Annotated in this window: 23 protein-coding genes, 1 tRNA gene and 1 pseudogene; 8 read left to right on the top strand and 17 right to left on the bottom strand. The window is 58.4% G+C overall.

Annotated elements, in window-relative coordinates:
• The first annotated feature begins 114 nt into the window (after positions 1-114).
• On the top strand, positions 115-681 hold the full coding sequence (phaP, locus tag ACGJAX_RS01580; protein WP_390957259.1) for a TIGR01841 family phasin: 567 nt from the start codon (positions 115-117) through the stop codon (positions 679-681).
• 34 nt (positions 682-715) lie between these two features.
• On the opposite strand, the gene phaR is transcribed toward phaP, so the two are convergent.
• Complete coding sequence (phaR, locus tag ACGJAX_RS01575; protein ID WP_390957258.1) at positions 716-1,249, bottom strand: polyhydroxyalkanoate synthesis repressor PhaR; 534 nt, start codon at positions 1,247-1,249, stop codon at positions 716-718.
• 317 nt (positions 1,250-1,566) lie between these two features.
• Between phaR and ACGJAX_RS01570 the strand changes: the two genes are divergently transcribed.
• Complete coding sequence (locus tag ACGJAX_RS01570; RefSeq protein ID WP_390957257.1) at positions 1,567-1,749, top strand: hypothetical protein; 183 nt, start codon at positions 1,567-1,569, stop codon at positions 1,747-1,749.
• A 314-nt stretch (positions 1,750-2,063) separates the two neighbouring features.
• Here ACGJAX_RS01570 and ACGJAX_RS01565 read toward each other — a convergent pair.
• The 15 genes and pseudogenes from ACGJAX_RS01565 to ACGJAX_RS01495 form a co-directional block, all read right to left on the bottom strand.
• A pseudogene (locus ACGJAX_RS01565) lies at positions 2,064-2,369 on the bottom strand (ATP-binding protein); the annotation flags it as partial.
• Between the two features lie 33 nt (positions 2,370-2,402).
• Entirely contained in the window at positions 2,403-2,699 is a 297-nt protein-coding gene (locus ACGJAX_RS01560) for a hypothetical protein (RefSeq protein ID WP_390957256.1), read from the bottom strand.
• A complete protein-coding gene (locus ACGJAX_RS01555; protein WP_390957255.1) occupies positions 2,696-3,676 on the bottom strand; it encodes an integrase domain-containing protein in 981 nt (326 codons plus the stop codon). Before ACGJAX_RS01555 ends, ACGJAX_RS01560 begins: the two co-directional genes overlap by 4 nt.
• A complete protein-coding gene (locus tag ACGJAX_RS01550; protein ID WP_390957254.1) occupies positions 3,663-4,013 on the bottom strand; it encodes a hypothetical protein in 351 nt (116 codons plus the stop codon). The genes ACGJAX_RS01555 and ACGJAX_RS01550 overlap by 14 nt, the downstream gene beginning before the upstream one ends.
• Positions 3,997-5,397 carry a DUF3987 domain-containing protein gene (locus ACGJAX_RS01545; protein ID WP_390957253.1) on the bottom strand — a complete coding sequence of 467 codons (1,401 nt, stop codon included), beginning with the start codon at positions 5,395-5,397 and terminating at the stop codon, positions 3,997-3,999. Before ACGJAX_RS01545 ends, ACGJAX_RS01550 begins: the two co-directional genes overlap by 17 nt.
• A gap of 276 nt (positions 5,398-5,673) precedes the next feature.
• Positions 5,674-5,958 carry a hypothetical protein gene (locus tag ACGJAX_RS01540; protein ID WP_390957252.1) on the bottom strand — a complete coding sequence of 95 codons (285 nt, stop codon included), beginning with the start codon at positions 5,956-5,958 and terminating at the stop codon, positions 5,674-5,676.
• A 420-nt stretch (positions 5,959-6,378) separates the two neighbouring features.
• Complete coding sequence (locus tag ACGJAX_RS01535) at positions 6,379-7,653, bottom strand: tyrosine-type recombinase/integrase (RefSeq protein ID WP_390957251.1); 1,275 nt, start codon at positions 7,651-7,653, stop codon at positions 6,379-6,381.
• A gap of 193 nt (positions 7,654-7,846) precedes the next feature.
• Complete coding sequence (gene ychF / locus ACGJAX_RS01530; RefSeq protein ID WP_090325143.1) at positions 7,847-8,947, bottom strand: redox-regulated ATPase YchF; 1,101 nt, start codon at positions 8,945-8,947, stop codon at positions 7,847-7,849.
• A 22-nt stretch (positions 8,948-8,969) separates the two neighbouring features.
• The gene (pth, locus tag ACGJAX_RS01525) at positions 8,970-9,554 is read right to left on the bottom strand and encodes an aminoacyl-tRNA hydrolase (protein ID WP_090325142.1); all 585 of its coding nucleotides are present in this window, start codon (positions 9,552-9,554) and stop codon (positions 8,970-8,972) included.
• Between the two features lie 169 nt (positions 9,555-9,723).
• Positions 9,724-10,326: a 50S ribosomal protein L25/general stress protein Ctc gene (locus ACGJAX_RS01520; protein ID WP_090325140.1), complete on the bottom strand. Its 603-nt coding sequence runs from the start codon at positions 10,324-10,326 to the stop codon at positions 9,724-9,726.
• Positions 10,327-10,467: 141 nt separating this feature from the next.
• Positions 10,468-11,409, bottom strand: coding sequence for a ribose-phosphate pyrophosphokinase (locus tag ACGJAX_RS01515; protein ID WP_003171603.1), 942 nt, complete (start codon positions 11,407-11,409; stop codon positions 10,468-10,470).
• 46 nt (positions 11,410-11,455) lie between these two features.
• A tRNA-Gln gene (locus tag ACGJAX_RS01510) sits at positions 11,456-11,530 on the bottom strand.
• 36 nt (positions 11,531-11,566) lie between these two features.
• Positions 11,567-12,418, bottom strand: a complete 852-nt coding sequence (ispE, locus tag ACGJAX_RS01505; RefSeq protein WP_248916523.1) for a 4-(cytidine 5'-diphospho)-2-C-methyl-D-erythritol kinase — start codon at positions 12,416-12,418, stop codon at positions 11,567-11,569.
• A gap of 1 nt (position 12,419) precedes the next feature.
• Complete coding sequence (gene lolB, locus ACGJAX_RS01500; RefSeq protein ID WP_390957250.1) at positions 12,420-13,037, bottom strand: lipoprotein insertase outer membrane protein LolB; 618 nt, start codon at positions 13,035-13,037, stop codon at positions 12,420-12,422.
• A gap of 4 nt (positions 13,038-13,041) precedes the next feature.
• Positions 13,042-14,766 (bottom strand): tetratricopeptide repeat protein, encoded by a 1,725-nt coding sequence (locus ACGJAX_RS01495; RefSeq protein ID WP_390957249.1) that lies wholly within the window; start codon positions 14,764-14,766, stop codon positions 13,042-13,044.
• A 214-nt stretch (positions 14,767-14,980) separates the two neighbouring features.
• On the opposite strand from ACGJAX_RS01495, the gene hemA reads away from it, so the two are divergent.
• The 6 genes from hemA to ACGJAX_RS01465 all read left to right on the top strand — a co-directional run bounded on the left by hemA (position 14,981) and on the right by ACGJAX_RS01465 (position 20,351).
• Positions 14,981-16,270, top strand: coding sequence for a glutamyl-tRNA reductase (hemA, locus tag ACGJAX_RS01490; RefSeq protein WP_090325133.1), 1,290 nt, complete (start codon positions 14,981-14,983; stop codon positions 16,268-16,270).
• Positions 16,267-17,349: a peptide chain release factor 1 gene (gene prfA, locus ACGJAX_RS01485; RefSeq protein ID WP_390957248.1), complete on the top strand. Its 1,083-nt coding sequence runs from the start codon at positions 16,267-16,269 to the stop codon at positions 17,347-17,349. The genes hemA and prfA overlap by 4 nt, the downstream gene beginning before the upstream one ends.
• Positions 17,350-18,180, top strand: coding sequence for a peptide chain release factor N(5)-glutamine methyltransferase (gene prmC, locus ACGJAX_RS01480; protein WP_390957247.1), 831 nt, complete (start codon positions 17,350-17,352; stop codon positions 18,178-18,180).
• Entirely contained in the window at positions 18,174-18,929 is a 756-nt protein-coding gene (locus ACGJAX_RS01475) for a molybdopterin-synthase adenylyltransferase MoeB (protein WP_390957246.1), read from the top strand. The genes prmC and ACGJAX_RS01475 overlap by 7 nt, the downstream gene beginning before the upstream one ends.
• Positions 18,922-19,713, top strand: a complete 792-nt coding sequence (gene murI, locus ACGJAX_RS01470) for a glutamate racemase (protein ID WP_390957245.1) — start codon at positions 18,922-18,924, stop codon at positions 19,711-19,713. The genes ACGJAX_RS01475 and murI overlap by 8 nt, the downstream gene beginning before the upstream one ends.
• Before the next feature lie 119 nt (positions 19,714-19,832).
• A complete protein-coding gene (locus ACGJAX_RS01465; protein ID WP_090325125.1) occupies positions 19,833-20,351 on the top strand; it encodes an acyloxyacyl hydrolase in 519 nt (172 codons plus the stop codon).
• A 69-nt stretch (positions 20,352-20,420) separates the two neighbouring features.
• Here the strand turns inward: ACGJAX_RS01465 and ACGJAX_RS01460 are convergent, their stop codons facing one another.
• Positions 20,421-20,726: a YkgJ family cysteine cluster protein gene (locus ACGJAX_RS01460; RefSeq protein ID WP_390957244.1), complete on the bottom strand. Its 306-nt coding sequence runs from the start codon at positions 20,724-20,726 to the stop codon at positions 20,421-20,423.
• Positions 20,727-20,766: the final 40 nt, after the last annotated feature.

Raw genomic sequence — 20,766 nt, 5'->3', positions numbered from 1 at the left:
AAAATCATTGCCAAAAGAAATTGTGCGCTGCAATATAAAGCCTAACGCGATGACCGGCAGGATCGCTATCGCGTCCTCAGGCCCGAGTTGGCCTTCCAACCAGGAGATTCAAGCATGTCTTTTTTCAACGCGGAAAAATTTCAAGACGCTCAGAAAGCCAACCTCGACCTCCTGCAGCAAATCAGCGGCAAAATCTTCTCAAGTGTTGAGCAGATGAGCCAGTTGCAGTTCAAGACCCTGCAGGCCACCACCGAAGAGCAGTTCAACGGCTTTCGCAAACTGCTTTCGGTACGTGATCCACAAGGTTTCGCTGAGCTCCAGACTTCTTTGACCCAGCCCAATGTGCAAGCCGAACGCCTGTCTGATTACAATCGCCAAGTGCAAGCGTTGATTGTCGATACTCACTCGGAAATCGCCAAGCTGGCCTCGCGTCAGGTCGAGGCGGGCACCCAGCAGGTGCGAGAGTTCGTTGAAGTGATCAGCAAGAATGCACCGGCTGGCTCCGAGCCAGTCGTGGCTGGTTTCAAATCTTCGCTGGCCAATGCCGGTGCCGTTTTTGAAAGTGCACAGAAAGCTGTAAAACAGGCTGCCGACGCTGCCCAGAGCGGTTTTGAGGCTGCGACCTCCGCGACCGCCGCAGCTGGCAAAACCGCTGCAGGTGCCAAGGCTGATAGCAAGTAAGTCTGATCAGGCTGGATACAAGATGGCGATGGGATTACTCCCCATCGCCATTTTTTTTCGGCCCGCCATCGGCACCAGGCTTGCCGGGTGGCATGCCGCCGAACATTCCGAAGAGATTCTGGGTGTTCAGGTAGAGCGCTTTTGACTGGTCGACATACTGGCGCATCAGATCCTGCATGACCGGTGCCTGCTGGTGCATGAACGCGCTCCAGGTTTCGGAGGACTGAGCGCCGGTCTGGGACTGGATGTCGATGACCGTCTGGATGCTTTTATCCAGATAGCTGCCGAGGACGCTCTGGTAGGGACCGTAGAACTGGATGATCCCCATCAGCATCTCACTCGAGAATATCGGCTGACCGCCACTTTCGGCTTCCAGAATGACCTGCAGCAAAATACTCCGGGTCAGGTCCTCGCCGGTCTTGGCGTCGACCACTTCGAACGGAATTCTATCGACGACCAATTGGCGTATATCCGCAAGGGTCAGATGACTGCTGGTGTGCGTGTCATACAGACGGCGATTCGGGTACTTCTTGATCAGACGGGTGGTGTTCCGACTGTTTTCTGTCATGCGGGGCTACTCACAGCGAGCCTGATTTGCTGGCATCTTATCCTACTCTGGGCACTGCCACTCCAATGTGTCGTTTCACCAATGAACCCATCAGGTCACTGAGCGAAGGCATTTCTGAAATTTCCCTAGGAAACGGGATCGACGTGTGGGAAGTCATGCTGGAGAGTCAATTGAATAGCTGCTTTCAGGTCTTACCACCTGAAACAAAGCATCTGTGCAAAAGGTGTTCGTTTGATGTGATCCAGGTACAAAGTGAATAAAAGCCCCCAACGCTACCCACCCAGGATGGAAAGGTACCCGCCATGCAGGAATTCACCATGAAGCAGGTCGAACTCGAAAAGGTTTATGTGGAAATCGTCAAGCTGATAGCTGAGCAGTGCAAGCTGAACGCCGAAGCGGGCAAGATGACCCGTGAAACGTTCTGGTATCCGGTGGCGGTATCCACCGGGCTCATTGGCACAGTAACCACGATTACTGCTGTGTTGGTGAAACTGCTCTGACACGACCTCGCCCATTCGTCGGGCATTCAGATGTCTGAACTAAAGGTTCGTTAATGACCAGCTAGTCTCAAAATCCTTGATGTTCGATATTTTTCGGGCAAAGGTGTTGGCGCTGATTGAAAACTGACCCCGCCGATTGAAAATTGACCCAGGGCGGATTGCTGATTTGGCATCAGCAATTGTGGATAAGCTTAGCAGTCGTGTCTCGGTGGAAGAGGCATTAAGCCCCCACCGCATGTAGGCATGTGGCAGGGTATTTTCGGTGCGGATCAAAACAGCTCATCGTCCTCGATACCATTTTCGTCCTTGCGCTTTCATTCACGCGATTTGATCTTTGTCTGGGCGACCAAGCTGCTGTGTTGCAGGCGGTAGGACTCGTTGCCCGTTTCGACGATGTGGCAGAGGTGTATCAGACGATCTAGTAACGCAGTGGTCATCTTGGCATCGCCAAACACACTCGACCATTCCGAGGAGCTGAGGTTGGTGGTGATCACCATGCTCTCGTGTTCGTACAGTTTTGAAAGCAGGTGAAATAACAGCGAGCCCCCACTCTGGTTGAAGGGCAAATACCCAAGCTCATCGAGTATCACCAGGTCTATTCGAAGCAGTCCTTGGGCAATAAATGAACGCGGACAAGTGAGACTGGAGGGCTGCTACTTACGACTAGTCGAGCGACCGATCAGCAATTCTCGGCCGTTCCTTAATCGGTTCCAGATCAATAGGGCGGTGAGCCGATAGTAATACCGGGTGGCGTCGGAATGCTCTTTCAGGTGCTGAGTGAGAAACCAGCGCACATGCTTGAGCTGCCAGGTCCAGGGATTATCGCGTTGCCATCGTTGTTGAATGGCAGCTTGTATGATTCGAGCTTGCCGTAGGTGGCGTTGTCGGGTGGACGTCGAGCCGGTCAGTACTCCGCTCAGGAACAGCGCCATATCGAAAGGTTTGCTCATGCTCGACCTCCAATGTAGGCCGACACCACATCGATCCGGTTATGTCCGAGCTCAAGGCTGATCTGTTGTCGCGCCTGCTGGTCGAGGCCGCGGTCAATGCGATAGCAGTGACCACCATTGACCGGTGCGGCGTGGCCAGTGAGCTGCTCATAACGCTCGCAGGCGTAGGCCGCGCGCAGTTCATGAAACCCCTTCAGTCCTTGTTCATGCAGTATTTCGCGGGCTGGGAGCACGGTCTGTTGCAGGAACGCGGCGTAGCTTTCGTCTCGGGCCAGCAAATTGCGGCTACCTGGAGGAGACGTATGACGAGCCAGCTGCAACGCCGCGTTCACCTCTTCAGTTGCCACCACCCATCGCGGCGCTGAAGCGCCTGAGCGTCCACCTTTGGTGCCGTCCTGGATATTGATGCGGCCGAATTGTTCGGCTTCGCGGTGGAGACGTGGCAGATCAGCGAGGATCGCTTCGCGCAAGCGCATACCGGTTGCACGGGCCAACAGGACAATCGCGGCCACCCGCTCGCGTTGCTGTTCGCCAAGCGCCTCGAGTACTCGCCGCACCTGTTGGTGATCTTGTCCACCCGGCGCGCGGGTGCGTACGCTCGAGCGCTGCTGTCCCAACGCCTGGCTCGGGCTGGCGATCCTCATGTCCTGATCACCGCGCAGCGCGGCGAGGGTGCGGTTAACGCTGCTCAGGCGGTTCTGCGCGGTAGCGATGCAGAGTTCACCTTGCTGGATCTGCTGGCGCAGGTAAGCGGCATAGTCGTGCAGCGTCTGTCGATTGATCTGGCGCGCATCGTTGTAACCGGGGCCTGCCTCTGATCGACACCAACGCACGAACGCATGCCAGCGATCGCTATGTGCTTTGACCGTGGCGAAGTGGCCGCCGGCAAACAAATCCTTGAGCGCTTGTGAGCCGGCATAGCTCAGCTGGCGGCCATAGCCAAAGTTGCGACCCTCACGCCGACTAATCAAGGCCATCGTCATCACCGTTTTCGTTTGTTTGCAGAAAGAGCAGCAAGGCTTTCCAGTGAGGGCTGAGCCTGTCCACCTGCTGCCAGTGTGTCGGGCGGATCAGGAGGGCGTTCTCGTGGTGTTGCAGCAGTGCCCCTTCCTCACGCAGTTGCTCGATCAGCCGGGCTAGGTGGGTAGGCTCCAGTGGTGGTGTGGCGACAGCGGCGACAGTGGCGACAACCCGCGTCGTTTCTGGCCTGGCGCGTGGCGACAGGGTGGCGACAGAAGCTGCGACACGCCGCGATTCAGGTTGCGATTGATGTTGCGCCTGGTAGCGGCGCACCGCGTCATTGAGGCGAAACATGGCGGACCTCGAAAGTTTTTCCGTCGCGGCTGCTCAGCCAGCGATGAGTGATCAGTACGACCAATAAAGAGGCGGTATGGTCAGCGCTCTTGCGGGCAAAACGAGGGCCGTTGCGATTGACGTCGCGAATGGTGAAGTGGGTCCAGCCTTTCTGCACCAGCCAGCGCAGCAGCCGATCCGCCTCTTCGCATCGGCTATTGACCGGCTCCTGTTCGGTCAGGCGCTGGATCTCGGCCAGGTAGTAATCCATCAACGTGGAGGCGCGTTGGATGTGTCCTTCGTCCAACGAACGGGCCTCTTCAAACATTGCCAGCACGCCCGCGATACGCAGTACATTCGCCGCCGCCTTGCTCGCAACAGGCTGGACGCCGGCCAGCTCGCCGAACTCGCCAGACTGACATTCGATGATGTCGTGAATATCGATCCAGGCACGACGGGCACGGGCAGTCAGCTCCAGCGCGGCGGGATTGAGTGAACCATCCTGGTGAAGCGACCAGGGCTGTTGCAGCAGGGTGGTGATCCGCTGTTGGTAGCGCTGGACTTTGGCATCTCGGGTCAGGTCGATCGCCTTGTAGAGCCGCTGGCCGACCAGGCGCTCGGGCCAACTGATCAGGCAACGGCCGAGGATGCCTTGGCCATTGATCACCGGGTCTTTGAACAGCTGGTTGGCCAGGTAGGGTTGCAGCATCAGATGCAGACTGAGGCGGCGGTCATAGGCCCGCAGGCTTTCCCCTGCCATGGAGCGCGCCCGGTCGATCGGGCTGCCATCCCACAGTGTGGACAAGGTGGTGATCGCCTTGAGCAGATTCTCTTTGCTCATGGTGCTGCTGCCCAAGAACTGGCCACCTTCATCATTGAACAAGCCCATGCTGGGCAAGCCATGACACAGGCTTTTGACCAGGGCCTCAATGGTCGGCTCGGCAATGATCAGTCTTGGCGGTACCGGCTCGGACAGCTCCCCGCCTTCCGCCTCCGTGTGTTTCTTTGCGGTTTTGGGTTTGGCCATGAGGCTGGTAGCGGCGCGATAGGCTTTGAGCTTTTCCGCATACAGGGTCCACTGCTGTCGTTCCCAGTCGCGCGCCGCCTTCAGTGCCAGATAGTCCACCGCGCTTTTGCGATCACCCGAGGACGCCACCGTCAGTAAGTAGAGGGACAGCGGATAAGTTCGGCCATCGAGTTGGATATTGGCATGACCCTGGCTCACCAGAGCTGCGCTGGCCAGCACCGATTGCGCGGCCATGGCACAGGGCACGCCGATTACCTCGGCCAGTCGTTCGACCGCAGGGCCCAACAGTTCCCCGAGAGCTTCGACCGGGTAGGATAATGATGCCTGCTGGTACTCCAGCAATGGTTGTGGTGGCTCGAACGCTTCGCACAGTTGCATTGCACTTCTCCTGAAATTATCGACTTCGTCCTCACTCATCCCGCCACGGTTGTTGAGTGTTATCAGGGATCAAGGCCCCTGCGACCTGTGAGGGTTGTCCACTAACGCGGGACTGACGGCTCCTTACGACCGGGAACTTGGGCATCTCATGATCTGGCCTCCTGAACACTTCCGAAGAAGTGGGCGGGTGGAGGCTGCACTGGCTGACGAGACCGGTGCCGCGAGATCCTGAGTCAGGTGAAGGCAGTGAGGTGATGACCGGGGCATGCCTGACTGTCAGTCAGGTGCAGTCCATTCCATGGGCTGCGGCACCATCATCGGCATCGCTGTGGCGAGTGAGCATTCAGTGTTTGTCACGCCGATTGTCACGAGGGGGAAAGCCGCAAAGGCCCGTGCGAGCAGGGCTGCAGCAGTGTGATAGGCGCCCGTCTCTTTAGGAGGCAAAGAGACGGGCAACAGGTTGGCGCAAGAAATGGCCAAGCGGATAAGTTGCTGCAGAGCAGCCAGGAAGGGGTATGAGTTGCCGCAGTGGGCACTCTGGAAGAAGTAGGCATCCATCATATGGGTAGTGACCGTGCGAGCCGCCGGACGCTAATCGCACTTGGGGTGAACCACCACGATGTGGCGTAGCCTTAAAGGTTCTGGCTACCTGGGTGCTCTCGAGGACAGCTCTTGTACAGTTCTGATTTAGCGCTCGATCTGCTCGCGGTCAACCGCATTTTGGGAAAACTATTGCGCCAATCGGTAGCGCTGGAAGACTTTGGAAATCGGTGGCATTACATGGCCGTGTGGTCACTCATCGGTTTTTATGTGAGCTCATGCGAGTGGGAATGCGGAGCCTTCCCGCTCGCGTGGGCTTGGCCGAGAAAGCCCCAAGAGAGAGGCTTGCAACGGCGACAGTCGCCACCGTTGTCGCCATGCTGCAGGTCAGGTATTACGCGGGTCGCCGCCGGTGTCGCCAGTAGGTAGAACAGGTATTGGCTACTGATTGGCACTGCGGCTGAGGGGCGTGATGTTGCTTTCGCCGAGAACCCATACATCAAGCATGTCTGCCCACTGCTGCATCATCTTCGTACGATCTGCCAGGTACTCCGCGTGGTTATAGGTGCGCCGAACCATATTAGGCTCGGCGTGGGCGAGTTGCCGCTCGATCCAGTCGGCGGGATAGCCCATCTCGTTGAGTCGGGTGCTTCCCGTGGTTCTGGTGGCGTGCGGGCTGTATTTACCGCTCCAGCCCAGCGCTTTGAGCATCTGCCGGAATGAAGCCGTGACCATCGGCCTGGTTCGTTCATCACGGTGGGGAAACAAGTACTCATATCTGCCCGTGATGGTATGCAGCGCTCGCAGCATGTCCATGGCTTGGATGGGCAAAGGAATAATGTGTTCCTTGCGCTTTTTCATCCGTTCAGCGGGAATTCGCCAGCGGCCGGCGTCGAAATCAAACTCATTCCATCGGGCTTCCACTGCTTCGTTCGGTCGGCATAGCGTCAGCCACATCAGGCGAAATGCAGTAATGGTTTCGTGGCGACCGCAATGTCCTTCGACATCCCTCAGGAGTTGGCCAATTTCATCCACCGTTAGCGGGCGCTTGTGCTGGGTTTTATTTGCCGGGAGTGCTCTGCGAACTGGATACACCGGATCGGTATCTGCTCGTAGCGTCGAAACCGCGAGTTCGAAGATGCCGGACATGCTGCGTTTTGCCTCTGCCGCGACCGTCAGGCCGTTTTTCTTCGCCGACGTGGTAAGCACGTCCAGGATATGCGCTGGGGTGATGCTCTTGATCGGCCATGGACCAATCTTGGGAAAGACCACGCGCTTAAGCATATCTAGCCGCCTGGTCTTGGTAATCTCTGCCCAATCCTTCAGGGCCAGCCACTCTTTCGCCACCGCTTCGAAGGTAGTGGCGCTTTCCTGTTCTCGTTTGATGCGCTCGAGTTGCCGATGCTGGGCGGGGTTGATGCCTTGCTTCACCAAGTCTCTGGCTTTAACGCGCTCGTCCCGTGCCTCCGCCAACGTGAAGCGTCGACCATTTTTTCGAGCTTGGGCCTCTGCCGGAGATTCACCTCGAGGCGCGATCGCATAGTCGCCAATCGCAAAGGTGTTCTCCTTGATAGTGTCTCCGATTCGAAGCTCAAAACGGTAGCGCCACGCTTTTGATCCATTGGTTTTTACCTCTAAGTGCAGCCCTTTTCCGTCGGTAAGCTTGTAGGGCTTGTCCTTGGGCTTTGCGGTGCGGCATTGGGTATCGGTGAGCATGGGCTGATCTCCGAATTTCCGTCGTACCCGGTTTCTAAAACCGGCTTCAGGCGTCATACCCGGTAGCGTACCCAGCAATATCTCAGATCGCAATGGCAGATGATGGTGGTCATAAGACGCAAAAATCCCCGTATCAGCCAGTGATTACGGGGATTTTTCGTCTATCGAGTTCCGTGGAAATCCACGGGGTCCATTACACGTTGAAGCGGAAGTGCATCACGTCGCCGTCCTTGACGATGTAGTCCTTGCCTTCCAGGCGCCATTTACCGGCTTCCTTGGTACCGGCTTCACCCTTGTACTGGATGAAGTCGTTGTAGGCGATCACTTCGGCGCGGATGAAGCCTTTTTCGAAGTCGGTATGGATCACGCCCGCAGCTTGTGGTGCGGTGGCACCTACGCGGACGGTCCAGGCGCGGACTTCTTCGACACCGGCGGTGAAATAAGTCTGCAGGTGCAGCATTTCGTAACCAGCGCGGATCACGCGGTTCAGGCCTGGCTCTTCGAGGCCCAGGGCTTCAAGGAACATGTCTTTCTCTTCACCGTCTTCCAGTTCGGCGATTTCCGCTTCGATCTTGTTGCAGACCGGAACAACCATGGCGCCTTCTTCTTCGGCGATGGCTTTTACCACGTCCAGGTGCGGGTTGTTTTCGAAACCGTCTTCAGCGACGTTGGCGATGTACATGACCGGTTTGGTGGTCAGCAGGTGGAAGCCCTTGATCACTGCCTTTTCGTCGGCACTCATGTTCTTCATCAGGCTGCGTGCAGGCTTGCCCAGGGTGAAGTGAGCGATCAATTGCTCCAGCAGGCCTTTCTGGACCACTGCGTCCTTGTCACCGCCCTTGGCGTTGCGCGCGACTTTCTGCAGTTGCTTCTCGCAGCTGTCTAAGTCGGCGAAGATCAGTTCCAGGTCGATGATTTCGATGTCGCGTTTCGGGTCGACGCTGTTGGAGACGTGAATCACGTTCTCGTCTTCGAAGCAGCGGACCACGTGGGCGATGGCATCGGTTTCGCGGATGTTGGCCAGGAATTTGTTGCCCAGGCCTTCACCTTTCGACGCACCGGCCACCAGGCCAGCGATGTCGACGAATTCCATGGTGGTCGGCAGGATGCGCTTCGGATTGACGATCGCGGCCAGGGCTTCCAGGCGCGGGTCCGGCATCGGCACGATACCGCTGTTGGGCTCGATGGTGCAGAAGGGGAAGTTCTCGGCCGCGATACCGGATTTGGTCAGGGCGTTGAACAGGGTGGACTTGCCGACGTTAGGCAGGCCGACGATGCCGCAATTGAATCCCATGGTGTTTCCCCTCGGATAAGAGTCAGGCCTTCTGGCTGTGCAGGTTTTTCATCGCGCGGTTCCATTCACCGGCGAGGATATCCGGCAGCACGCCGAGGGCAAAGTCGATGCTGGCATCGAGTTTTTCCTGTTCGGCGCGTGGCGCACGACCCAGGACGAAATTTGAAACCATACTGGCAACGCCCGGGTGGCCAATGCCAAGCCGCAAGCGGTGAAAGGTATTCTGATTGCCCAGTTGCGCGATGATGTCGCGCAACCCGTTGTGACCGCCATGGCCGCCGCCCTGTTTGAGCTTGGCGACGCCCGGAGGCAGGTCGAGTTCGTCGTGCGCCACCAGGATCTCTTCGGGCTTGATGCGGAAGAATCCGGCGAGTGCCGCTACGGCCTGGCCGCTGCGGTTCATATAGGTGGTGGGAATCAGCAGACGAACATCCTGACCCTGATGCGTATAGCGCCCGGTCAGGCCGAAATATTTGCGATCGGCCACAAGGTTCACGCCTTGTGCGCTCGCGATGCGCTCAACAAAAAGGGCCCCTGCGTTATGCCGGGTCTGTTCGTATTCAGCGCCTGGATTTCCCAGACCAACGATCAGTTTTATGGCAGTCACGATAGGGGCCCTTCTTTGGAGTGGTGGATAACATCGCCGCCATCAGGGAGTGCGGCGAAAGTGGACGAAAATTGCTCATTTACCATTATGTAAACTCCGCGTTCTCGCCCGCTTTCTCGCTACGCTCTAGTCCGCGATGTTTCCGGTCACTCCGGCGAACAGAGTGAAATTACTCTGCTGCGCCTTCTTCGGTAGCTTCTGGAGCAACACGTGGAGCGTGAACGTTGGCAACAGCCAGGTCGTTACCGTGAGCCAGAGCAACGAACTCAACGCCTTTAGGGGCGGTGATGTCGGACAGGTGAATGATCGAGCCGACTTCAGCGTTAGCCAGGTCAACTTCGATGAATTCAGGCAGGTCTTTTGGCAGGCAGGACACTTCGATTTCAGCAACAACGTGCGAAATCTCGCCGCCTTTCTTCACCGGAGCAGCTTCGTTGATGAAGTGCACTGGAACGGTAGCGGTCAGCTTCTGGCCGGCAACTACGCGTACGAAGTCAGCGTGCATCACGTGGCCTTTGGCCGGGTGACGCTGCAGAGCCTTGATGATTACGTTTTGCTTGGTGCCGCCAACGTTCAGCTCGATGATGTGGCTGTAAGCCGCTTCGTTTTCGAGCAGTTTGGCAACTTCTTTAGCCAGCATGCTGATGGATTCAGGGGCTTTTTCGCCACCGTAAACTACAGCTGGAACCAGGCTTGCGAGACGACGCAGGCGGCGGCTCGCACCTTTCCCCAGGTCGGAACGCACTTCAGCATTCAGAGTAAAATCGTTCATGTTGTATCTCCAAAATAACCACATTCGCCCCAGCGTTTGCGACCAGCGCTAAAGGCGATATGGGCAAAAAAGCCCCGCCCCGACAGGAATGCCGGGGCGGGGCGCTTTTCGTCAACGAGATGTTCGAGAAGGGCAGGGCCCTTAGCGGAACATCGCGCTGATCGATTCTTCATTGCTGATGCGGCGGACCGCCTCGGCAACTACCGGTGCGATATCCAGTTGACGGATACGCGCACAGGCTTGTGCAGCAGCGGACAGCGGGATGGTATTGGTCACCACCAGCTCGTCCAGCACGGAATTTTCAATGTTTTCGATCGCCCGACCCGACAGCACAGGGTGCGTGCAGTAGGCGAAAACCTTGGCAGCGCCATGCTCTTTCAGGGCCTTGGCCGCGTGGCACAGGGTGCCGGCGGTATCGACCATGTCATCGACCAGAATACAGGTACGCCCTTCGACATCACCGATGATATGCATCACTTCAGAGTGATTGGCTTTCTCACGGCGTTTGTCGATGATCCCGAGATCCACGCCCAGGGATTTGGCAACGGCACGTGCACGCACGACGCCACCAATGTCCGGGGACACGATCATCAGGTTTTCGAAGCGCTGATCTTCAATGTCATCCACCAGAACCGGGGAGCCGTAGATGTTATCTACCGGAATATCGAAGAAACCCTGGATTTGGTCAGCATGCAAATCAACCGTGAGAACACGGTCGATGCCGACTACGGTAAGCATGTCAGCCACGACTTTCGCGCTGATAGCTACACGTGCGGAACGCGGACGGCGATCCTGACGGGCATAACCAAAGTAAGGAATAACAGCAGTGATACGAGTAGCTGAGGAGCGGCGGAAGGCATCGGCCATCACTACCAGTTCCATCAGGTTATCGTTGGTCGGAGCGCAAGTCGGCTGAATAATGAAAACATCTTTACCGCGGACGTTTTCATTGATCTCGGCTGTAATTTCGCCGTCGGAAAATTTACCGACAGAAATGTCACCGAGAGGGATATGCAGCTGACGTACGACACGCCGAGCCAGATCGGGGTTAGCGTTCCCCGTAAAGACCATCATCTTGGACACGCGCAGTACCTGAAGGCTGAGGGTAACCTGGATGAGTATAGGAAAATGGCAGGGGCGGCTGGATTCGAACCAACGCATGGCAGGATCAAAACCTGCTGCCTTACCGCTTGGCGACGCCCCTGTATCTGTTGCAACGATTACCCAGTAATCGATTCCTTTAGAGCAGACTTTGCAGCTTGCGATGCAACATCGAAATGTTGCTTCCTTTTGCTACAAACCCTGTAAGGGTCTCTGTAAGAAGGGCCGAGACTTTATCAGCTTCAGCTTTGCTTGGGAAGCCCCCAAACACACAACTTCCAGTTCCGGTGAGTTTTGCTTCGGTAAAATTACCTAACAAATTCAATGCGTTACGTACCTCTGGATAACGCCTTGATACTACCGGCAAGCAGTCATTTCGACTGTTTCCCTTGGGAACGGGGCGCACTTTAATGGGCGGCGAGTTACGTGTCAACAACGGATCGGAAAAAATTTCTGCCGTACTTACAGATACTTGCGGCACGAGCACGAGATACCACGGTTCTTCCGGGTCTACCGGGGTCAGTTTCTCGCCCACGCCCTCGGCGAAAGCGGCGTGACCACGGACGAAAACCGGGACGTCGGCACCTAGCGTCAGACCCAGGGCGGCCAGCCGATCCTCATCCCAGCCCAATTGCCAGAGGTGATTCAGGCCCAGCAGGGTGGTTGCGGCATTCGAGCTGCCGCCACCGATCCCGCCGCCCATGGGCAGGATTTTATCGATCCAGATATCGATGCCGAGCGAGCAACCGGATTGCTCCTGAAGTTTTTTCGCCGCTTTGACGATCAGGTTGCTGTCATGGGGGACGCCTTCGAACTCGGTGTGCAGGCGAATGACACCGTCATCGCGCACGGCGAAGGTGATTTCGTCGCCATAGTCCAGAAATTGAAACAGCGTCTGCAATTCGTGATAGCCGTCTGCGCGGCGACCGAGAATGTGCAGCATCAGGTTGAGCTTGGCCGGGGAGGGCAGGGTCAGGCGAGTGGCAGACATGTCATTGCCCCAGCTTGCGCGGTTGCCAGGCCTTGATCACCAGGGTGACATCAAGGTCGGTGCCGTGCAGTTTGATGCGCTCGGGCAACCAGTAGCCGTTTTGCTCGGTGTAGGCGGTGTACTCGACTTGCCAGCCATCCTGCTCGAGATTGGCCAGGCGGCTGTCGCCATCGAGTGTCAGGCGGCTTTTGCTGTCCGGAGCCGGGAGTCCGCGGACCCACCAGGCCAGATCGGACACCGGCAACTTCCAGCCCAGCTGTTCTTCAAGCAGGACTTCCGGACTCGGCGCTTCATAGCGGCCCTGGTTGGCGACTTCCAGAGAGACTTTGCCCGGCCGCCCGGTCAGGCGTGCCGCACCGCGACCCAGGGGGCCGGAAAGGCGGATGTCGTAGTAATCCTGGCGTTGCAGCCAGAACAGCGTGCCACTACCTGAATCCTTGGGTGCGCGAATGCCGATCTTGCCGTCGATCTGCCAGCCGTCGAGACCGGTCAGTTGTTGCTTGTGCTCGCGCCATTGGGCGGGGTTGCCATGGCCCTCGACGGATTCGCGGGCACCGAAGCCCGCGCAACCGGCGAGCAGGGCGATGAAACTGAAAACGATGATGTGGCGCAAAAACATAATCTTAAAGAGTCTCTGATCCGGTCAGGCGTTTGATGGTGCCGCGCAGGGTTGGGCTGTCAGGCTGTTCCTTGAGGAATTTTCCCCAGATTTGTTTGGCTTCGCGTTGCTTGCCATTGGCCCATAGCACTTCGCCCAGGTGCGCGGCGACTTCCTGATCTGGGAAACGCTGCAGCGCCTGGCGCAGCAGGCGTTCGGCTTCGTCGAGGTTACCCAGGCGGAAGTTGACCCAGCCGAGGCTGTCGAGGACCGCCGGGTCTTCCGGGCTGATCTGGTGGGCCTGTTCGATCAGGGCCTTGGCTTCGGCGTAACGGGTCGTACGATCGGACAGGGTGTAGCCCAGGGCGTTCAGCGCCATGGCGTTGTCCGGATCGCGCTTGATGATCAGGCGCAGGTCTTTTTCCATCTGCGCCAGGTCATTGCGCTTTTCCGCTTGCATGGCGCGGGTGTAGAGCAGGTTCAGGTCGTCCGGGTATTTCTGCAGGGCTTTTTCCAGGACGCTCCAGGCTTTGTCACCCTGTTTGTTGGCGGACAGGGCTTCGGCCTCGATCAAATACAGCTGGATCGCATAGTCCGGCTGCGCGTCGCGTTCGGCCGCCAGGCGGCGTTGTGCTTCGGCGGTCCTGCCGTTGTTCATCAGGATATCGGCCTGGCGCAATTGTGCCGGCAGGTAATCATTGCCCGGGCCCACCTGGCCATACTCGACCAGTGCACCCTGTGGATCGTTGCGCTCTTCAGCGATGCGGCCAAGATTGAGGTGCGCGGAGTCGACGTGGCTTTCCCGGGCGATCAGGTCTTCAAGGTAGCCCTTGGCCTCGTCCCAGGCCTTGGCTTCCAGGCACACGAGCGCCAGGGAATAACGCAATTCATCGTCTTCCGGGTATTGCTGGACCAGGCTCGAGAACTCGGCTTTGGCGTCGTCCATCCGGTCCTGTTCAACGAGCATGCGCGCGTAGGTCAGGCGCAGGCGTTTGTCGTCCGGGTATTTCTTGATGCTTTTTTGCAGCAGCGGCAAGGCCTCGTCACCGCGATCGAGGGTTTGCAGCAGGCGCGCGCGCAGCAGAATCGGGGCTATTTCGCCTTCATCAGGCGGATTGTTTTCCAGCAGGGTCAGCGCGCCTTTGGCGTCGCCATCCTGCTGCATCAGCAAAGCCTTGCCGAAAATCAGCTGACTATTGTTCGGGTGGCGTTGCAATAAACGGTCGAAACTCTTCATCAGACCGTTACGCGTGTCCTGGTCGGTATCGGCGGCGGACAGGGCGAGGAAGTCGAAGTGGGTGTCGCCCTTGCCTTGCAGGACTTTCTCCATATAGACCATGGAGTCGTCATAGCGCCCTGCACGTGCCAGTTGTACGGCCGCGGCACGTTGCGCCTCGAGGTCGTTCGGGGCGTTTTTGGCCCAGATCAGCGAGGTATCCAGGGCGGCCTGATCGGCGCCCAGGTACTCGGCAATACGGAATGCCCGCTCGGAGATGCCCGGATCCTGGGTGTTGATGGCCTGGGTCACGTAGTTGTCCAGGGCAATGTCGAAACGATTGCGCTGGCCAGCCAGTTCGGCGCTCAGCAGGCTGAAGACCGTGTCTTCGCTGAATGAGCTGTAAACCTTGGGCTTTTCAGGTGCCGGAGTGCTGTCTTCGACCGGCGACGTACCGTCCGACGATACGGGTGCCAAGACCTGGCAGCCGCTGAGGAAGACAAAAGCGAGGAGCAACGCGGAGGATCTATTCATATAGGAAGAGGACGACTAACCTGCGGTCGGATCATCATGACACAAGCCTTGGGCCAAACATAACCGGCCTGCCATTTTCGCATGTGCGCACCTGTAAACGAGAACCGCTCGCAGTACGGGTGGAAGCCTGCCATGGCAATAGATATCGAATAGTTGTTCTGATTCCGTCGAAGTAGGACAATTGCCGGCTTCACGTCACCATCAGCGACTTTGAATGGCCTTCCTTGCACTCGGTATTAACCACAAGACTGCTTCAGTAGACGTCCGCGAGCGCGTGGCCTTTACCCCTGAGCAGCTGGTGGAGGCCTTGCAGCAGCTCTGCCGACTCACCGACAGCCGCGAAGCTGCGATCCTCTCCACCTGCAATCGCAGTGAGCTCTATATAGAACAGGATCACCTGTCGGCGGATATCGTTCTGCGCTGGCTGGCCGAATACCATCATTTGAGCCTCGACGAGCTGCGCGCGAGCGCCTATGTGCACGAAGATGATGCGGCAGTTCGTCACATGATGCGGGTGGCTTCCGGGCTCGATTCGCTGGTGCTGGGTGAACCGCAGATTCTCGGCCAGATGAAATCGGCCTACGCCGTGGCTCGGGAGGCCGGCACCATTGGCCCGTTGCTCGGACGCCTGTTCCAGGCCACGTTCAATGCCGCCAAGCAAGTGCGCACCGACACCGCCATCGGTGAAAACCCGGTCTCCGTGGCGTTTGCCGCGGTCAGCCTGGCGAAACAGATTTTCAGCGACCTGCAACGCAGCCAGGCCTTGCTGATTGGCGCCGGCGAGACCATCACCCTGGTCGCCCGCCATCTGCATGACCTCGGCGTAAAGCGAATAGTGGTCGCCAATCGCACGCTGGAGCGGGCGAGTACATTGGCCGAGCAGTTCGGCGCCCATGCGGTGCTGCTGTCGGACATCCCGGCGGAACTTGTGCGCAGTGACATCGTCATCAGCTCCACTGCCAGCCAATTGCCGATCCTTGGCAAGGGCGCCGTGGAAAGCGCCCTGAAGCTGCGCAAGCACAAACCCATTTTCATGGTGGATATCGCCGTTCCCCGGGATATCGAACCAGAAGTCGGCGAGTTGGACGACGTTTATCTGTATAGCGTCGACGATCTCCATGAAGTGGTCGCCGAAAACCTCAAGAGCCGGCAAGGCGCTGCCCAAGCGGCGGAAGAGATGGTATCGGTCGGCGCCGAGGATTTCATGGTCCGCCTGCGCGAATTGGCGGCGGTGGACGTACTCAAGGCCTATCGTCAACAAAGCGAACGCTTGCGCGACGAAGAATTGCAAAAGGCCCAGCGCCTGCTGGCCAACGGCGCGAGTGCCGACGATGTGCTGCTGCAACTGGCCCGTGGCCTGACCAACAAACTCATGCACGCACCGAGCGTGCAGTTGAAAAAGCTCTCTGCCGAAGGTCGCCTCGATGCGCTGGCGATGGCCCAGGAACTCTTTGCCCTCGGTGAGGGCTCATCGGAAAGCTTTTCGGATAAAAAACCGCAATGAAAGCGTCACTGCTCAATAAGCTGGACATCCTCCAGGACCGTTTCGAGGAATTGACCGCCTTGCTTGGCGATGGCGAGGTCATTTCCGATCAGAACAAATTCCGCAGCTATTCCAAGGAGTACGCGGAAGTCGAGCCGATTGTCGACACCTATAAACAGTTGCTCAAAGTACAGGGTGACCTCGAAGGTGCCCAGGCATTGCTCAAGGACAGCGACCCGGACATGCGCGAAATGGCCGTGGAAGAAGTCCGCGAAGCCAAGGAACGCCTGGTCGAACTGGAAGCCAGCCTGCAACGCATGCTGCTGCCCAAGGATCCGAATGACGGTCGTAACGTCTTCCTGGAGATCCGGGCGGGTACTGGTGGTGACGAAGCGGCGATTTTCTCCGGCGACCTGTTCCGCATGTATTCGCGTTACGCCGAGCGTCGCGGTTGGCGGGTGGAAATCCTTTCGGAGAACGAGGGCGAGCACGGCGGCTATAAAGAGGTCATCGCCCGTGTGGAAGGCGACAACGTCTACGGCAAGCTGAAATTCGAATCCGGTGCGCACCGCGTGCAACGGGTCCCGGCTACCGAATCCCAAGGACGCATCCATACCTCGGCGTGCACCGTAGCGGTATTGCCCGAGCCGGATGAACAGGAAGCGATCGAGATCAACCCGGCCGACCTGCGGATCGACACTTATCGCTCCTCCGGTGCCGGCGGCCAGCACGTCAACAAGACCGACTCGGCGATCCGTATCACCCACTTGCCGTCCGGTATCGTGGTCGAGTGCCAGGAAGAACGATCCCAGCACAAGAACCGTGCACGGGCGATGTCCTGGCTGTCGGCCAAGCTCAACGATCAACAGGCCAGCGCCGCCGCCAATGCCATCGCCAGCGAGCGTAAATTGCTGGTGGGCTCGGGTGATCGCTCCGAACGCATCCGCACCTACAACTTCGCCCAGGGCCGGGTCACCGACCATCGGGTCAACCTGACGCTGTATTCCCTCGACGAAATCCTCGCCGGCGGCGTCGATGCCGTGATCGAGCCGTTGCTGGCCGAATATCAGGCCGACCAACTGGCGGCGATAGGTGAGTAAATGACGATCATCGCCAGTTTGTTGCGCGCTGCCGATCTGCCCGACTCGCCCACGGCGCGTCTGGATGCAGAATTGTTGCTGGCGGCGGCGTTGGGCAAGTCCCGTAGTTTTCTGCACACCTGGCCGGAGCGCATCGTTCCGAGCGAAGCGGCGCTGGTGTTCGCCGAATACCTGCAGCGCCGTCGCAGCGGTGAGCCGGTGGCCTACATTCTGGGCCAGCAAGGTTTCTGGAAGCTCGATCTGGAAGTGGCGCCACATACGCTGATCCCGCGTCCGGACACCGAGCTTTTGGTGGAAGCCGCGCTTGAATTGTTGCCAGCTACACCGTCCAGGGTCCTCGACCTCGGCACCGGCAGTGGTGCCATCGCCCTGGCCCTGGCCAGCGAGCGTCCGGCCTGGAAGGTCACCGCCGTCGATCGCGTGCTCGAAGCCGTGGCCCTGGCCGAACGCAATCGTCAGCGCCTGAATTTGAACAACGCCACGGTGCTGAGCAGTCATTGGTTCAGCGCCCTGGAAGGTCAGCGGTTTGATCTGATCATCAGCAATCCACCCTACATCGCGGCGACCGATCCGCACCTGGCGGAAGGCGACGTGCGCTTCGAACCGGCCAGTGCCCTGGTGGCTGGAGTCGACGGGCTCGACGATTTGCGCTTGATCGTCGCCCAGGCACCGGAGCATCTGGCAGCCGGTGGCTGGCTGATGCTGGAACACGGATACGACCAGGCCGAGGCGGTGCGTGATTTGCTGCTGACCCGTGGCTTTGAAGACGTCCACAGCCGTACCGATCTGGGCGGTCATCAACGCATCAGTCTGGGGCGTCTGCCATGCTGAATGATCAGGAATTGCTGCGCTACAGCCGGCAGATTCTGTTGCACCACGTCGACATCGACGGTCAGTTGCGCTTGAAAGACAGTCGCGTGCTGATTATCGGTCTTGGTGGTTTGGGTGCGCCGGTAGCGCTGTATCTGGCAGCGGCGGGTGTCGGCCAGTTGCATCTGGCGGACTTCGATACGGTCGACCTGACCAATCTGCAACGCCAGATCATTCACGACACCGACAGCGTCGGCATGAGCAAGGTCGATTCGGCGATCAAGCGCCTGACGGCAATCAATCCCGAGGTTCAACTGGTCGCCCATCGTACGGCGCTGGATGAAGACTCCCTGGCGGCGGCCGTTGCAGGTGTGGACCTGGTCCTTGACTGTTCCGACAATTTCTCCACCCGTGAAGCGGTCAATGCCGCTTGCGTGGCCGCCGCAAAACCGCTGGTCAGCGGCGCAGCGATTCGCCTTGAAGGGCAGTTGTCGGTGTTCGACCCGCGTCGTCCGGAAAGTCCGTGCTACCACTGTTTGTACGGGCATGGCAGCGAGGCCGAACTGACCTGCAGCGAGGCCGGAGTGGTCGGTCCGCTGGTGGGGCTGGTCGGTAGCCTTCAAGCCCTTGAGGCACTCAAGCTGCTGGCGGGTTTCGGCGAGCCGTTGGTGGGGCGCCTGTTGTTGATCGACGCCTTGGGCTCGCGTTTCCGTGAGTTGCGCGTCAAGCGGGACCCGGGTTGCAGCGTTTGTGGGCCAAAGCATGCGTGAAGCGCCGATTGGCGTGTTCGACTCCGGCGTCGGTGGGCTTTCGGTGCTGGCCGAGATCCAGCGTTTGTTGCCCAACGAGTCACTGCTGTACGTCGCCGATTGCGGCAATATTCCTTACGGCGAGAAAACCCCGGAATTCATCCGACAGCGTTGCAGCGTCATGGCCGGTTTCTTTCAACGGCAGGGCGCCAAGGCCCTGGTGCTGGCCTGCAACACGGCCACCGTCGCGGGGGTTGCCGACCTGCGACGCGATTATCCGCAATGGCCTATCGTCGGCATGGAACCGGCCGTCAAACCGGCGGCTGCCGCGACCCGCAGTGGCGTGGTCGGCGTGCTGGCCACGACCGGCACATTGCAGAGCGCCAAGTTCGCGGCGTTGCTCGACCGTTTCGCCACGGATGTGCGCGTGATCACCCAGCCTTGCCCTGGGCTGGTGGAGCTGATTGAAAAGGGGGATTTGCACAGTCCCGCATTGCGTCAGCTGTTGGCAGGTTACGTCGAGCCCTTGCTTGCCGAAGGGGCTGACACCATCATCCTGGGCTGCACCCATTACCCTTTCCTGAAGCCGATGCTCAAGCAGATGATCCCCGATGACATCAGCTTGATCGACACCGGTGCTGCTGTTGCGCGCCAACTTCAGCGTTTGCTGGCCGAGCGCAATTTGCTCGCTGAAGGACCTGCGCGTGGGGCGCAATTCTGGACCAGTGCCGATCCCCTTCACTTCACAAATATTTTGCCGATACTGTGGAATACCGCTGGCGTTGTGCAAAGATTCAACGAGTAAAACGTTGTGGGACAAGCGAATAATTGGGGTGAACTTCTAATAAATCGCCGACTTCTATAGCTGTGAGTGTCGAGCACCAAAAAAAACCAAACGTAATCGTTCGGAAAAGGAAGTTTCTAATGAAGCGTCTATTCTGCTTGGCCGCGATTGCGGCCGCACTGATGGGGCACAGTTTTACCGCACAAGCGGCAGGCGTGGAGTTCGGGGTCGGCGAGACCAGCGACTCGACCATGACTTATCGATTGGGCATGCAGTTCGATTGGGACAAGAGTTGGTGGCAGAGCGACGTCGGTCGCCTGACCGGTTACTGGAACGGTGCCTACACCTATTGGAATGGCCGCAAGAGTGCCAGCAACAATAGTCTTTCGTTCTCGCCAGTGTTCGTTTACGAGTTTGCCGGGGAGAGCGTCAAACCTTACGTCGAACTGGGGGTGGGCGTGGCGTTTTTCAACCATACCCGGGTCGAAGACAATCACATTGGCAGTGTTTTCGAGTTTGAAGACCGCTTGGGATTTGGTCTGCGTTTTGCCGGCGGGCATGAAGTCGGGATTCGGGCAATTCACTATTCCAACGCGGGGATGACCAACCCGAACGACGGCGCCGAGAGTTACGCGTTGCACTATACGATGCCGTTGTAAGGATCACTGCTTAGACAGTTTGGCCAATGCCCTGTGGGAGCAAGCTCGCTCCTGCAGGGGAGAGCACTTTCAGCGATACGCCGTGGAAATCCCCCGGCGCTCATCGATGCATTCCGGCGCACCCATCTCGAATTCCCGGCAGATCAGCGGGCGTTTTTCATAGATGGTGCACATCATCGTGTTGCGATCCAGCGCCGCACACCAGCCGTCATCCAGGCGCAGCATGACTTCCCCGCCCCAGTCATCGGTGTCGATGAAGCGTTCGGGCACACCAGTGTCGGTGATCAGCATGACTTCGAGCTGGCAGCAGCAGGCTGCGCAGCTCGAACAAGTGACCGCCGGCTCCGCGATTTGCGTGTGGGGGATGATTTTCATGTCGCGCAGTGTAAGTCAGTCACCCGCTGCTGTGTGAACG

It is taken from the genome of Pseudomonas moorei, assembly GCF_042846945.1.
GTDB classification, from domain to species: Bacteria; Pseudomonadota; Gammaproteobacteria; order Pseudomonadales; family Pseudomonadaceae; genus Aquipseudomonas; species Aquipseudomonas moorei.
Note: the sequence above shows the minus strand (reverse complement) of the source record. Positions and strands in the feature narration are given on the sequence as shown.

Bases quoted from the DNA above. Each gene is read 5' to 3' on its own strand.
- ACGJAX_RS01540 (WP_390957252.1), bottom strand. From the start codon at position 5,958: ATGATGGATGCCTACTTCTTCCAGAGTGCCCACTGCGGCAACTCATAC.
- ACGJAX_RS01535 (WP_390957251.1), bottom strand. From the start codon at position 7,653: ATGCTCACCGATACCCAATGCCGCACCGCAAAGCCCAAGGACAAGCCC.
- prfA (WP_390957248.1), top strand. From the start codon at position 16,267: ATGAAAGCGTCACTGCTCAATAAGCTGGACATCCTCCAGGACCGTTTC.
- ACGJAX_RS01550 (WP_390957254.1), bottom strand. From the start codon at position 4,013: ATGTTTCGCCTCAATGACGCGGTGCGCCGCTACCAGGCGCAACATCAA.
- phaP (WP_390957259.1), top strand. From the start codon at position 115: ATGTCTTTTTTCAACGCGGAAAAATTTCAAGACGCTCAGAAAGCCAAC.
- ACGJAX_RS01570 (WP_390957257.1), top strand. From the start codon at position 1,567: ATGAAGCAGGTCGAACTCGAAAAGGTTTATGTGGAAATCGTCAAGCTG.
- ACGJAX_RS01555 (WP_390957255.1), bottom strand. From the start codon at position 3,676: ATGGCCTTGATTAGTCGGCGTGAGGGTCGCAACTTTGGCTATGGCCGC.
- murI (WP_390957245.1), top strand. From the start codon at position 18,922: ATGCGTGAAGCGCCGATTGGCGTGTTCGACTCCGGCGTCGGTGGGCTT.
- ispE (WP_248916523.1), bottom strand. From the start codon at position 12,418: ATGTCTGCCACTCGCCTGACCCTGCCCTCCCCGGCCAAGCTCAACCTG.
- lolB (WP_390957250.1), bottom strand. From the start codon at position 13,037: ATGTTTTTGCGCCACATCATCGTTTTCAGTTTCATCGCCCTGCTCGCC.
- hemA (WP_090325133.1), top strand. From the start codon at position 14,981: ATGGCCTTCCTTGCACTCGGTATTAACCACAAGACTGCTTCAGTAGAC.
- ACGJAX_RS01475 (WP_390957246.1), top strand. From the start codon at position 18,174: ATGCTGAATGATCAGGAATTGCTGCGCTACAGCCGGCAGATTCTGTTG.
- ACGJAX_RS01460 (WP_390957244.1), bottom strand. From the start codon at position 20,726: ATGAAAATCATCCCCCACACGCAAATCGCGGAGCCGGCGGTCACTTGT.
- ACGJAX_RS01520 (WP_090325140.1), bottom strand. From the start codon at position 10,326: ATGAACGATTTTACTCTGAATGCTGAAGTGCGTTCCGACCTGGGGAAA.
- ACGJAX_RS01560 (WP_390957256.1), bottom strand. From the start codon at position 2,699: ATGAGCAAACCTTTCGATATGGCGCTGTTCCTGAGCGGAGTACTGACC.
- prmC (WP_390957247.1), top strand. From the start codon at position 17,350: ATGACGATCATCGCCAGTTTGTTGCGCGCTGCCGATCTGCCCGACTCG.
- phaR (WP_390957258.1), bottom strand. From the start codon at position 1,249: ATGACAGAAAACAGTCGGAACACCACCCGTCTGATCAAGAAGTACCCG.
- ychF (WP_090325143.1), bottom strand. From the start codon at position 8,947: ATGGGATTCAATTGCGGCATCGTCGGCCTGCCTAACGTCGGCAAGTCC.
- ACGJAX_RS01545 (WP_390957253.1), bottom strand. From the start codon at position 5,397: ATGCAACTGTGCGAAGCGTTCGAGCCACCACAACCATTGCTGGAGTAC.
- ACGJAX_RS01465 (WP_090325125.1), top strand. From the start codon at position 19,833: ATGAAGCGTCTATTCTGCTTGGCCGCGATTGCGGCCGCACTGATGGGG.
- ACGJAX_RS01495 (WP_390957249.1), bottom strand. From the start codon at position 14,766: ATGAATAGATCCTCCGCGTTGCTCCTCGCTTTTGTCTTCCTCAGCGGC.